This is a genomic window from Escherichia sp. E2562, from assembly GCF_005781075.1.
In the GTDB taxonomy this organism is placed as follows: Bacteria; Pseudomonadota; Gammaproteobacteria; order Enterobacterales; family Enterobacteriaceae; genus Escherichia.
This window is the reverse complement of the sequence record NZ_VATM01000011.1, coordinates 58,632-70,625: the sequence shown is the minus strand read 5'-3', so window position 1 is coordinate 70,625 and position 11,994 is coordinate 58,632. Positions and strand designations below refer to the sequence as shown.

Genomic DNA, 11,994 nt, shown 5'->3' with positions numbered 1-11,994 from the left:
ATGCTATGCAGTACCCGATTAACGAGATGTTCCAGACCCTGCAAGGTGAGGGTTACTTTACCGGCGTCCCCGCCATTTTTATTCGTTTACAGGGATGCCCGGTCGGCTGTGCCTGGTGCGACACCAAACACACATGGGAAAAGCTTGAGGATCGGGAAGTTTCCCTTTTCAGCATTCTGGGGAAAACGAAAGAGAGTGATAAGTGGGGAGCAGCAAGCAGTGAAGACTTGCTCGCAGTCATCGGTCGTCAGGGATACACCGCGCGTCACGTGGTGATTACCGGTGGTGAGCCTTGCATTCATGACTTGCTGCCGCTTACTGACCTGCTCGAAAAGAACGGTTTTAGCTGCCAGATTGAAACCAGCGGCACTCATGAAGTGCGTTGTACGCCGAATACCTGGGTCACCGTGTCGCCAAAACTGAATATGCGTGGCGGTTATGAAGTATTGTCGCAAGCCCTGGAGCGAGCCAACGAAATCAAACACCCAGTTGGACGCGTACGGGATATCGAAGCACTGGATGAATTGCTGGCGACGCTGACCGATGATAAACCGCGAATCATTGCACTTCAGCCAATTAGCCAGAAGGAAGATGCTACGCGTTTGTGCATTGAAACTTGCATTGCGCGTAACTGGCGTTTGTCGATGCAAACACATAAATATTTAAATATTGCCTGATTAAACATTTATAAGCGTTGTAAATGGGTGGGGTTTGTAAAGACTCCCACTCATTTATATTTTTTGTCGCCTCTGAACACTCATCCATTTTGCCCATTCCGGGCTAATCATTGTCATTCTCTACAAATTCTGTGGCGTTAATTTTTCACTGGAGTGAAAATTATTACGTCGGAGTTTGGTAGATTTTAGTTTGTATAGAGTTATTTTATATATTTATCTTTTCAATCAATGGATTAAGTGCTCTTTAACATAATGGATATGTTGTTTGTGTGATCCTGTAAAGTTGGTAGATTGTGACTGGCTTAAAAAATCATTAATTAATAATAGGTTATGTTTAGAGAGTTCCCCGCGCCAGCGGGGATAAACCGGTGTGCTGTGGCGTTCTGTTGCAATGATTCTTGAGTTCCCCGCGCCAGCGGGGATAAACCGAATATCAAGGAAGTCATGAAGACTTCGACTATGAGCTCCCCGCGTCAGCCGGGGATAACCATTCAGGTATGTTCAGGCCGGGCAGTTTCCCGCCCGGTCTCCCTCATTTACGCATTCGACCAGCTCTGGATTGAATCCGCATTCCCCAGCTCACCATGCATCACTTCATACGATTTTTTCAGGATCACATCAGTATGTTTGGTTAAATCTTTGAAAATACCTTTATTCATCGCATCGTAGCGTTTGGCATTGCTCTCAATCGGCATAAAGACATCTTTCACGCGAACCATTTTGTCGACAGCCGTTGCGTAATCTGGATACAGACCAAGCCCTACAGCCGTGTTGATCGCCGCCCCCAGGCTTGCACAACCGTTAATGGCATTACGGCGCGCCGGAAGATTGAATACATCGGCAAAAATCTGCATAAACAGATCGCTGTTCGAACCACCGCCAGTAATGATCACATGCTTCGCAAAGTGATTCATTTCATTACACATATTGTCGTAATTGTTCTTCAGCGTTAGCGCCACGCTTTCCAGTATCGAGCGATATATCCATGCGTAATCCATGCTGGAATCAAAGCCGATCATAATCCCACGCTTGTAGGGTTCCCACGGATTGGTCAGCCAGTCCAACACTGTCATCAGACCATTACAGCCAGGTGGCACACAAGAAGCTTTTTTGTTGAGCAAATCTTCCGGTGAAAGATCTTGTGCTTTGGCATCCTGAATTAACGACTCGCCTAACATGTCGCGCAGCCAGCTCACCGTCCACATGCCTTTTCGGATACCGTAACCTTCATAAAGCAACGTTTGCGGAATAGAAGACATAATCGGCCAGTACGCCAGCGGATCTTTCGGCAGTGCTTTACCGTTCATCATCAATGCGATGTAAGTGCCAAGAGAAATTACTGCCGTTTCATCATCCAGTAACCCGGCTCCCAGAGCTTCTACCGGTTTATCACTGGTGGTACAAACAACCGGCAGTCCTGCCGGGAAATGCGTCGCCAGCGCGGCTTGCGGTGTGATATGCCCAAGAACAGTGCCTGGCATTTGCACATCAAAAAGCATCTGGCGGGGGATATTAAACTTCTCCATTACCGCAGCATCTTCACTCCATGCCCAGCTCTTATAATCCACCGGCCACTGACCAAAATAGTTGGCGATATTATCTTTTAATTCCCCCGTTAAACGGTGCGTCAGATAACCCGAAAAAGAGGTGACATACGCCACGTCAGGATTCGTATGTTCGTAAGGGCGTGTAACGCGTGCATCCTGCCAGCTAATCAACGGAGCAGCAGGCGTGCCATCGGCTTTTAGTAACGCACGGCAGCAACGGATTGATCCCAGGCCGATGCCAACAATATCTTCTTTATTCCCGGCAAACTGGCTCATTAAATCGTGACCGGCAAAACATAATGATGCCCATAAATCGTCGTCAGGATGTTCTGCGGTATCGGCATCCGGCGTGTGCATCGGCTGTAATAAGCCTTTACCTTCGCAAACTACATTACCTTCCAGATCGTACATCACTACTTTTGTGCTCTGACTTCCGCCATCAATCCCTATGATGTATTTCTTCGACATGATTTTTCTCCTGTAATTTTTCTGGCTTACTTGCTGTTAGCCGTTGCGGGGGCGATATCAGCAGTACGAATTTTTTGGAACAGCAAAAAGGTAAAGACGATCACCATGCCGAGGGCCGCCATGCCCATCAGCCACATGTTGCGGTAGGCTTCTGCAGCGGGCAGGGTGTCCTGCCAGTGACCGATAATCGGGTAAACGAAGACTTCCGGCAGGAATCCAATCACCGAACAAATGCCTACCGTGGTACCCATAATGTAAGACGGTGTTCTCGCTTCGCCGGGGCAGGCCCAGTACAGCCCGCGTGAGGCGTAACAGGTGAATCCCAGTAGTAAAATCAGGCCAATCCCCATCGCGACCGATTGCGGGTTAGAGTTGGTAACGAGTAGGGCAGTCAGTGCCAGCAGGCCGATGATGGAAAGGATTTGGATCACGCGGGTAGGGGATTTCACTTTGCTGTAGGTGGTGATGATGCCGCCAAGTGGACCACACAGTGCGCGGAAGATTTTGTTGATCACAATCCCCATGTAGCTCGCCGCCACCAGCGACATGCCGTACATCTCGGTCAGATAGTTGGTGGAGTAACTCAGAATGGCGTAGATGGTGAAGACGCCAAAAATCACCATGCTGCAATACCAGGTGGTGCTGATGCGCAAAACGGCCAGGATGTCGCTAAGCTGGAATGACTGTTTTTCTTCGTTATTGGCACTGCGCAGGTTGTTGTTATCGCTAACAAAAAACCAGCACAGAATCCCCAATAAGATGTAAACCACACTGTAGATAATAATGACCGTTTTCAGGCTGGCGCTGTCATCCGGTGCAAAGCGAGAAAAGACCCACATGGTAAACACCGCCAGCGACATTACACCGACGCCGCGCAGCCCCTCCATCCAGCCCATGATCTTCCCTTGCTCGCTATGATCGCCAAGTAATGAGGCGGCTTTAATCGACACTGACCACAGCATTAAAATAGTGGTTATCGCAAAGGCGACCTGAATACAGAGCATTACCCAGAGTGGTGGATAGGTTGCCATTATCAGGCCCAGCAACCCGGTAATGGTCATCGCGGAAGTAATCATTTTGCGGTGTGAAAATTTATCGGCAATAACGCCGCTGGGGGCATAAAGAATAATGGCCGCAATACCAAATGTACTCATTATTAAACCTATCTCGGTATTGCTGAATCCCATAAATTTCGCCATGGGAATTTGATAAATATAACGTAAATAAGCCAGATCAAAACTTACGCCGCCGCTAAAACTAATTATCGCGAGGGTTATCCAACGGCGATATGAGTTGTGTTGCATATCGTATTCCCATTTGTAATAGACAAAAAAAAGAGAAAAGTAAGCCGCCCTTTCAGGTGGATTACTTTTCTCAGGTCTCTAGTAATTGCGATAAGAAATAACATGGAAAGCAGAGGTGTTGTGTGAGAGTAATCACGCTTCTGCTTTTTAAAACTATTTGATAATACGAACAGCACACTGTGATTACGATCACATTAGCAGTTATGCCCTTATGCTAAAAATTATCTCCAGTTACCAGAGATAATGAGAAAGGTAACTTCCCTCTCGCGGGGGAAGTTACCTTTCTTTTTTTTTGCCTTACGGAAATTGGAGCTAACTATGTCAATCGAATCTCTCAATGCGTTCTCAATGGATTTTTTCTCCCTGAAAGGTAAAACAGCAATTGTTACCGGCGGGAATAGCGGTTTAGGTCAGGCATTTGCAATGGCGTTGGCCAAAGCTGGCGCAAATATTTTTATTCCAAGTTTTGTCAAAGATAACGGTGAAACAAAGGAAATGATTGAAAAACAGGGTGTTGAAGTGGACTTCATGCAGGTGGATATCACCGCAGAAGGCGCACCGCAGAAGATTATCGCTGCCTGCTGTGAGCGCTTCGGTACCGTTGATATTCTGGTTAACAATGCCGGTATTTGTAAGCTGAATAAAGTGCTGGACTTCGGTCGTGCCGACTGGGATCCAATGATTGATGTGAACCTGACCGCCGCATTCGAGTTAAGTTATGAAGCCGCAAAAATTATGATCCCGCAGAAAAGCGGTAAAATCATTAATATCTGTTCATTGTTCTCTTACTTAGGTGGACAATGGTCACCTGCTTATTCTGCCACTAAACATGCTCTTGCCGGATTCACCAAAGCCTATTGCGATGAATTAGGTCAATATAATATTCAGGTGAATGGTATTGCTCCGGGATATTACGCTACCGATATCACTCTGGCGACCCGTAGTAATCCAGAAACTAACCAGCGCGTTCTTGATCATATTCCGGCAAACCGTTGGGGCGATACTCAGGATTTAATGGGCGCAGCCGTATTCCTCGCAAGTCCGGCTTCAAATTATGTCAACGGACATTTATTAGTGGTTGATGGCGGTTATTTAGTGCGCTAATCCATAACGGTGGTTTCTGTTTTCTCTTATTAATGATTATTCCATTTTTATTATCAGGAAGGAATTACTATGTCTTTATCTCGCGCAGCGATTGTCGACCAGCTAAAGGAAATTGTTGGTGCAGATCGCGTAATTACCGATGAAACAGTATTAAAGAAGAACAGTATTGACCGTTTTCGTAAATTTCCGGATATTCATGGCATTTATACTTTGCCGATTCCGGCAGCGGTCGTAAAACTCGGTTCCACAGAACAAGTCTCCCGTGTGTTGAATTTTATGAATGCGCACAAAATTAATGGTGTGCCGCGTACCGGCGCTTCCGCCACCGAGGGGGGACTGGAAACCGTTGTGGAAAACTCGGTGGTGCTCGACGGCTCCGCCATGAATCAAATCATTAATATTGATATTGAGAATATGCAGGCCACGGCGCAATGTGGCGTTCCGCTGGAGGTGCTGGAAAACGCGTTGCGTGAAAAAGGTTACACCACAGGGCATTCTCCGCAATCAAAACCGCTGGCGCAGATGGGCGGCCTGGTAGCAACCCGCAGTATCGGGCAGTTCTCCACACTCTACGGCGCAATCGAAGATATGGTCGTTGGTCTGGAAGCAGTATTGGCTGATGGCACCGTGACACGCATTAAAAACGTGCCACGCCGCGCGGCTGGCCCGGACATTCGTCACATCATCATCGGCAACGAAGGTGCATTGTGCTATATCACTGAAGTAACAGTGAAAATCTTTAAATTCACCCCAGAAAACAACCTCTTCTACGGCTATATCCTGGAAGACATGAAAACCGGCTTCAACATCCTGCGTGAAATCATGGTGGAAGGTTATCGTCCGTCGATCGCTCGTTTGTATGACGCCGAAGATGGCACCCAACACTTCACCCATTTTGCCGACGGAAAATGTGTGCTGATCTTTATGGCTGAAGGTAACCCTCGCATTGCGAAGGCGACGGGCGAAGGGATTGCGGAAATCGTTGCCCGCTCCCCGCAATGCCAGCGTGTAGACAGCAAACTGATTGAAACCTGGTTTAATCACCTGAACTGGGGACCAGATAAAGTGGCTGCCGAACGTGTACAGATCCTCAAAACCGGCAACATGGGCTTTACCACTGAAGTCTCCGGCTGCTGGAGCTGCATCCACGAAATCTACGAAAGCGTTATTAACCGTATTCGTACCGAGTTCCCGCACGCCGACGACATCACCATGCTGGGCGGTCACTCCTCTCATAGCTACCAGAACGGCACCAACATGTACTTCGTCTACGACTACAACGTCGTTGACTGTAAGCCGGAAGAGGAAATCGACAAGTACCACAATCCGCTCAACAAAATCATCTGTGAAGAAACCATTCGCCTCGGCGGTTCGATGGTGCACCACCACGGTATCGGTAAACATCGCGTTCACTGGAGCAAACTGGAACACGGCAGCGCGTGGGCGTTGCTGGAAGGGCTGAAAAAGCAGTTCGATCCTAACGGCATTATGAATACGGGTACTATCTATCCGATTGAAAAATAATGTGTCAGGCAGCGTCCCGTGATGTCGGGGCGTTGCCTTTTCGGCTTCTCAACCGGGAAGCCGTTCTTATTACCGGACAATGAAGGGGTAAAGATGAACACTTCACCGGTGCGAATGGATGATTTACCACTTAACCGTTTTCACTGCCGCATTGCTGCGCTCACTTTCGGTGCGCACCTGACCGACGGTTATGTCCTCGGCGTCATTGGTTACGCCATTATTCAGCTTACTCCAGCCATGCAACTGACGCCGTTTATGGCGGGTATGATTGGCGGCTCGGCGTTACTTGGCCTGTTTATCGGCAGCCTGGTTTTGGGGTGGATCTCCGACCATATTGGGCGACAAAAAATCTTCACCTTCAGTTTTTTGCTGATTACGCTTGCTTCGTTTTTACAATTTTTTGCCACCACGCCAGAGCATCTTATTGGACTGCGCATTTTGATTGGCATTGGTCTGGGAGGCGATTACTCAGTCGGTCACACCTTGCTGGCTGAATTTTCCCCGCGCCGCCATCGCGGTATTTTGCTGGGCGCGTTCAGCGTGGTGTGGACCGTAGGCTATGTGTTGGCAAGTATTGCCGGACATCACTTTATTTCAGAAAGCCCTGAAGCCTGGCGCTGGTTGCTGGCATCGGCAGCTCTGCCCGCGTTGTTGATTACGTTATTACGCTGGGGAACGCCAGAATCGCCACGCTGGCTACTGCGCCAGGGGCGTTTTGCAGAAGCTCACGCTATCGTGCATCGCTATTTTGGTCCCCATGTTTTACTGGGCGATGAAGTGGCAGCGGCGACCCATAAACACATCAAAACTTTGTTCTCTTCGCGCTACTGGCGGCGCACGGCGTTTAACAGCGTCTTCTTTGTCTGCCTCGTAATCCCATGGTTTGTGATTTATACCTGGCTGCCGACCATTGCCCAAACTATTGGTCTGGAAGATGCGCTGACCGCCAGCCTGATGCTTAATGCGTTGTTAATTGTGGGCGCGCTGCTGGGATTAGTTCTGACGCACCTGCTGGCACATCGCAAATTTTTGCTGGGAAGTTTTTTGCTGCTGGCGGCAACGCTGGTAGTAATGGCCTGTTTGCCTTCCGGCAGTTCATTAACGCTGCTGCTTTTTGTTCTCTTCAGCACCACCATTTCGGCGGTCAGTAATCTGGTGGGCATTTTGCCTGCGGAAAGTTTTCCTACTGACATTCGCTCGCTGGGCGTCGGTTTTGCCACTGCCATGAGTCGACTTGGCGCGGCGGTAAGTACGGGTCTGCTGCCGTGGATTCTGGCGCAGTGGGGGATGCAAGTTACCTTATTGATCCTGGCGGCAGTGTTGTTAGTTGGTTTTGTCGTGACCTGGCTATGGGCACCAGAAACTAAAGCCCTCCCGCTGGTGGCGGCGGGAAATGTATGAGGTGCGAATGAACATACTGTTAGCGTTTAAAGCCGAACCGGATGCCGGGATGCTGGCGGAAAAAGAGTGGCTGGCGGCGGCTCAGGGTAATAGCGGACCGGATGTTTCGCTACTGCGAAGTTTACTCGGTGCTGATGAACAGGCCGCTGCCGCGCTGCTGTTGGCGCAGAGAAAAAATGGCACGCCGATGACTTTAACCGCGTTGAGCATGGGGGATGAACGGGCGTTGCACTGGCTGCGCTATCTCATGGCTCTTGGGTTTGAGGAAGCTGTATTGCTGGAGACGGCGGCAGATCTGCGCTTTGCGCCGGAATTTGTCGCTCGCCATATTGCCGAATGGCAGCGTCAGAATCCGCTGGATCTGATAATTACCGGCTGCCAAAGCAGCGAAGGGCAGAATGGGCAAACGCCATTTTTGCTGGCGGAAATGCTGGGCTGGCCCTGTTTCACCCAGGTGGAGCGTTTCACACTCGACGCGCCGTTTATCACCCTCGAACAGCGTACTGAAAATGGGGTGCGCTGTTGTCGTGTCCGCTTGCCTGTGGTGATTGCCGTGCGCCAGTGCGGTGAAGTGGCCTTGCCAGTACCGGGAATGCGCCAGCGTATGGCGGCGGGGAAAGCGGAAATTATCCGCAAAACTGTTGCTGCTGAATCGCCAGCGATGCAGTGTCTGCAACTGGCAAGGCCAGAGCAACGACGCAGAGCGACGCTGATTGATGGGCAAACGGTAGCAGAAAAAGCGCAAAAGCTATGGCAGGACTATTTACGCCAAAGGATGCAGCCATGAATATCGCAATTGTGACAATCAATCAGGAACATGCCGCAATGGCGGGCTGGCTGGCGGTGCAGGATTTCAGCGGCAGCACACTAACGCACTGGCAAATCGAGCCGCAGCCGATGGTCGCGGAACAGGTGCTGGATGCGCTGGTAGAACAGTGGCAGCGAACGCCTGTGGACGTTGTTCTCTTTCCGCCGGGAACGTTTGGTGATGAACTGTCGACCCGGCTGGCCTGGCGTTTACATGGTGCAAGCATCTGCCAGGTGACTTCGTTAGATATTCCAACCGTAAGCGTGCGCAAATCCCACTGGGGAAATGCGCTAACGGCGACGTTGCAAACAGAAAAACGCCCGCTATGCCTTTCGCTGGCACGTCAGGTGGGAGCAGCGAAAAACGCCACGTTGCCCTCTGGTATGCAGCAACTGAACATTGTTCCCGGGGCGCTTCCCGACTGGCTGGTTAGCACAGAGGATCTTAAAAATGTTACCCGCGATCCATTAGCTGAGGCCAGACGGGTGCTGGTAGTGGGGCAGGGCGGCGAGGCAGATAGCCATGACATCGCTACGCTGGCTGAAAAGCTGGGAGCAGAAGTGGGCTACAGTCGGGCGCGAGTGATGAACGGTGGCTTTGAAGCCGAAAAGGTCATTGGCATTTCCGGGCATTTGTTGGCGCCAGATGTTTGCATTGTGGCGGGCGCATCCGGTGCGGCAGCGTTAATGGCGGGCGTACGTAATAGTAAGTTTGTGGTGGCGATTAATCATGACGCCAGCGCGGCGGTATTTTCGCAGGCAGATGTTGGTGTGGTAGATGACTGGAAAGCCGTGCTGGAGGCACTGGTGACAAACATTCACGCAGATTGCCAATAACGTACAGCCGGATGCGGCGTGGACGGGGGCCAGGCTCGGGACTTGTAGGCCTGATAAGACGCGTCAAGCGTCGCATCAGGCGCTGAATGCCGGATTTGGCATACAGCCTACAAATCACACAAATTCAATTCGTTACGATTATCCCGTCAAAGCAATTTTTTCGCTAACGTCCAGACCCCGGTATTCGTGGTGGAAAGCGCCACCACACCCGCGTTAATCGCATTACGCGCATCTTCTTCATCGCACACCAACCCACCAGCAATCAGCGGTTGGCGGATTTTCTCCGTCACCCAGCCCAGCACTTTGGGCATACAGCCTGGCAGGATCTCAATACAATCTGGGTTCGATTGCGCAACCTGCTTATCAATGTTGTGAAACGAAATCGAATCGACAATAAACAGGCGATGAATACAGAAAAAACCTTCCGCTCTTGCCGCTTTCAGCATCGATGCTTTCGTGCTGATAATGCCGTCCGCTTCGGTCACCAGTTTCAGAAACTGAATCACCACTTCTTTGTTCGATGCACCTTCCAGCAAATCGACATGAATAAAGGCATATTTCCCGGCGTTCTTAATCTTTTTAACGATATGGCTGATGGTGCAGATATTGCCGTACAACACGGAAATAAACTGGCATTCAGAATCGATTGCCAGTTGCAGGCTGGCATTATCTTTAACGGCAGCAATCACCGGATTCTGGCGGAGCAGGTGTAAGAGGGACATACATTATCCTTATTATTTATCCAAAGCGGTAGGTGATGCCGAATCCGGAAGGCGGATAGCGCCACTGTTGTAGTGTTTTTTCGTCGCACAGCAAACGGCAGGTTCCGCACTCAAGGCAACCGCGATAATCAACACGCAAGTCCCCTTCCGGCGTGAGCGAAAAAAGACCTGCCGGACAGGCGTTAATCAATCGTTCTGCCGTCTGACGCTCAACGGAGTCAGACGGAACAATGTGCGGCGCATCAGCAACGCGCCAGAGATTACGGGCTACAGACATCGCAGACTCCTGATAACATCGCCCGCCAGATGCCACAGGCCATGACGACGTATATGACGCCAGAGTAACTGGCGCAGCGGCGGAACAGGTTTATCCCCCTGATCCCATAAATCACGGGAAATATCCTGCATTAACGCAGGCCACGCACGGTACCATCCCGGGCGTTGCAAAAGCGCCGGAACATGCTGATAACGTTGTAGAACATCCCACAGCTGACTGCGTTCTATGTTTTGATGATAAAGCGGAAACAGATTTTGCGGCTCGCGGTGCTGGCAGGCGCTTATCAGCGTTTGTGCCGCCGCCTGTGCGCCAGTCAGCGCCATATCCATGCCGCGTACGGAAATTCCGGTATTGACGCAACTGCGTAACGCATCGCCCACCAGTAGCCAGCCGTTACCGGCGTATTGCACCGGCATACTGTGCAGGCCACCTTCTGGCACCAGATGCGCGCCATACTCCAGCGATTCCGTGTTTTTGATAAGCGGGCGCACTGCTGGATGCGTTTTAAAGCGGGCCAGCAGCTCGCTTGCCGGAACACGACTTTGCGTAAGGGAAGAGAGCGGGCAAACAATCCCTAACGAGAGCGTTTGTTGATTAGTATAAAGAAATGCGCCGCCGGGCAAGTCATCACAGATTTCGCCGCTGAACAGCAACGCTGCGCCTTCGTTATTCTCCAGATGAAAACGTTCTTCAATAGCGGATGTTTCCAGCGCCAGCACTTCTTTGATTCCTAACGCCATTGATTCGCCAGCAGGGCGGGTAACTAATCCGTGGCGTTCCGCCAGGAGGCTATTGGCACCTTCTGCCAGGACGACATAACGGGTGCGGAGAATATCGTCACCACAGATAACGCCACACACTCTGCCGTTTTCTTCATACAGCGCATCTACCGTCGCACCAGGGATACACTCGACACCTTCTTTTTCGGCTTCGGCAACCAGCCACGGATCGAATCGCGGGCGTAACACGCTCCATGACTCGCCGTTGGGCAGTAAGCTGGAAAATGTTGTGGCGTCATCTGGTGTTAATAAAGAAAGGCTTTCGTGGGTGATGCGACGCTCAAGGGGCGCGGTCAGATGAAATTGCGGGAGGAGTTCAGCGAGCGCATGGGTATATAAACGCCCGCCGGAAAGGTTTTTACTGCCGGGAATTTCAGCGCGTTCCAGTAACAGAACGGACAAACCTGCCCGCGCGCAACGTAAAGCACAAGCGGTGCCTGCTATACCCGCACCGATGATAATAATGTCGCAGTCATCTTCCATGGTGTGCTCCAGATATCCTGAGCGCAACACCCTAACATAGCGTTACTTAAGGGAAATTGACCGC

11 protein-coding genes are annotated in these 11,994 nt (G+C 50.6%); 6 read left to right on the top strand and 5 right to left on the bottom strand.

Annotated features, from left to right (window positions below):
* Positions 1 to 5 precede the first annotated feature (5 nt).
* Positions 6 to 677 carry a 7-carboxy-7-deazaguanine synthase QueE gene (gene queE, locus FEK43_RS16400; protein WP_135407680.1) on the top strand — a complete coding sequence of 224 codons (672 nt, stop codon included), beginning with the start codon at positions 6 to 8 and terminating at the stop codon, positions 675 to 677.
* Between the two features lie 536 nt (positions 678 to 1,213).
* Here queE and FEK43_RS16395 read toward each other — a convergent pair.
* Both FEK43_RS16395 and FEK43_RS16390 read right to left on the bottom strand, forming a co-directional pair.
* A complete protein-coding gene (locus tag FEK43_RS16395) occupies positions 1,214 to 2,692 on the bottom strand; it encodes an FGGY-family carbohydrate kinase (protein ID WP_130207675.1) in 1,479 nt (492 codons plus the stop codon).
* 26 nt (positions 2,693 to 2,718) lie between these two features.
* Entirely contained in the window at positions 2,719 to 3,996 is a 1,278-nt protein-coding gene (locus tag FEK43_RS16390) for an MFS transporter (RefSeq protein ID WP_135407677.1), read from the bottom strand.
* A 318-nt stretch (positions 3,997 to 4,314) separates the two neighbouring features.
* On the opposite strand from FEK43_RS16390, the gene FEK43_RS16385 reads away from it, so the two are divergent.
* From FEK43_RS16385 to FEK43_RS16365, 5 genes are all read left to right on the top strand, one after another.
* On the top strand, positions 4,315 to 5,100 hold the full coding sequence (locus FEK43_RS16385; protein WP_000021321.1) for an SDR family oxidoreductase: 786 nt from the start codon (positions 4,315 to 4,317) through the stop codon (positions 5,098 to 5,100).
* Positions 5,101 to 5,169: 69 nt separating this feature from the next.
* Positions 5,170 to 6,624, top strand: coding sequence for an FAD-binding oxidoreductase (locus FEK43_RS16380; RefSeq protein WP_138158635.1), 1,455 nt, complete (start codon positions 5,170 to 5,172; stop codon positions 6,622 to 6,624).
* A 21-nt stretch (positions 6,625 to 6,645) separates the two neighbouring features.
* Positions 6,646 to 8,025 (top strand): MFS transporter, encoded by a 1,380-nt coding sequence (locus FEK43_RS16375; protein ID WP_167850488.1) that lies wholly within the window; start codon positions 6,646 to 6,648, stop codon positions 8,023 to 8,025.
* Between the two features lie 7 nt (positions 8,026 to 8,032).
* Entirely contained in the window at positions 8,033 to 8,812 is a 780-nt protein-coding gene (locus FEK43_RS16370) for an electron transfer flavoprotein subunit beta/FixA family protein (protein WP_135407671.1), read from the top strand.
* Entirely contained in the window at positions 8,809 to 9,669 is an 861-nt protein-coding gene (locus FEK43_RS16365; RefSeq protein WP_135407668.1) for an electron transfer flavoprotein subunit alpha/FixB family protein, read from the top strand. Before FEK43_RS16370 ends, FEK43_RS16365 begins: the two co-directional genes overlap by 4 nt.
* Positions 9,670 to 9,815: 146 nt before the next feature.
* Here FEK43_RS16365 and FEK43_RS16360 read toward each other — a convergent pair whose 3' ends face one another.
* The 3 genes from FEK43_RS16360 to FEK43_RS16350 are packed head-to-tail and all read right to left on the bottom strand — an operon-like array spanning position 9,816 to position 11,930.
* Positions 9,816 to 10,391: a glycerol-3-phosphate responsive antiterminator gene (locus FEK43_RS16360; RefSeq protein WP_130207669.1), complete on the bottom strand. Its 576-nt coding sequence runs from the start codon at positions 10,389 to 10,391 to the stop codon at positions 9,816 to 9,818.
* A gap of 16 nt (positions 10,392 to 10,407) precedes the next feature.
* The gene (locus tag FEK43_RS16355) at positions 10,408 to 10,668 is read right to left on the bottom strand and encodes a ferredoxin family protein (protein WP_138158633.1); all 261 of its coding nucleotides are present in this window, start codon (positions 10,666 to 10,668) and stop codon (positions 10,408 to 10,410) included.
* Positions 10,659 to 11,930, bottom strand: coding sequence for an FAD-dependent oxidoreductase (locus FEK43_RS16350; RefSeq protein WP_135407666.1), 1,272 nt, complete (start codon positions 11,928 to 11,930; stop codon positions 10,659 to 10,661). The genes FEK43_RS16355 and FEK43_RS16350 overlap by 10 nt, the downstream gene beginning before the upstream one ends.
* Positions 11,931 to 11,994: the final 64 nt, after the last annotated feature.

Excerpts from the sequence above, each read along its gene's own strand:
- queE (WP_135407680.1), top strand. The coding sequence starts at position 6 with ATGCAGTACCCGATTAACGAGATGTTCCAGACCCTGCAAGGTGAGGGT.
- FEK43_RS16395 (WP_130207675.1), bottom strand. The coding sequence starts at position 2,692 with ATGTCGAAGAAATACATCATAGGGATTGATGGCGGAAGTCAGAGCACA.
- FEK43_RS16390 (WP_135407677.1), bottom strand. The coding sequence starts at position 3,996 with ATGCAACACAACTCATATCGCCGTTGGATAACCCTCGCGATAATTAGT.
- FEK43_RS16385 (WP_000021321.1), top strand. The coding sequence starts at position 4,315 with ATGTCAATCGAATCTCTCAATGCGTTCTCAATGGATTTTTTCTCCCTG.
- FEK43_RS16380 (WP_138158635.1), top strand. The coding sequence starts at position 5,170 with ATGTCTTTATCTCGCGCAGCGATTGTCGACCAGCTAAAGGAAATTGTT.
- FEK43_RS16375 (WP_167850488.1), top strand. The coding sequence starts at position 6,646 with ATGTCGGGGCGTTGCCTTTTCGGCTTCTCAACCGGGAAGCCGTTCTTA.
- FEK43_RS16370 (WP_135407671.1), top strand. The coding sequence starts at position 8,033 with ATGAACATACTGTTAGCGTTTAAAGCCGAACCGGATGCCGGGATGCTG.
- FEK43_RS16365 (WP_135407668.1), top strand. The coding sequence starts at position 8,809 with ATGAATATCGCAATTGTGACAATCAATCAGGAACATGCCGCAATGGCG.
- FEK43_RS16360 (WP_130207669.1), bottom strand. The coding sequence starts at position 10,391 with ATGTCCCTCTTACACCTGCTCCGCCAGAATCCGGTGATTGCTGCCGTT.
- FEK43_RS16355 (WP_138158633.1), bottom strand. The coding sequence starts at position 10,668 with ATGTCTGTAGCCCGTAATCTCTGGCGCGTTGCTGATGCGCCGCACATT.
- FEK43_RS16350 (WP_135407666.1), bottom strand. The coding sequence starts at position 11,930 with ATGGAAGATGACTGCGACATTATTATCATCGGTGCGGGTATAGCAGGC.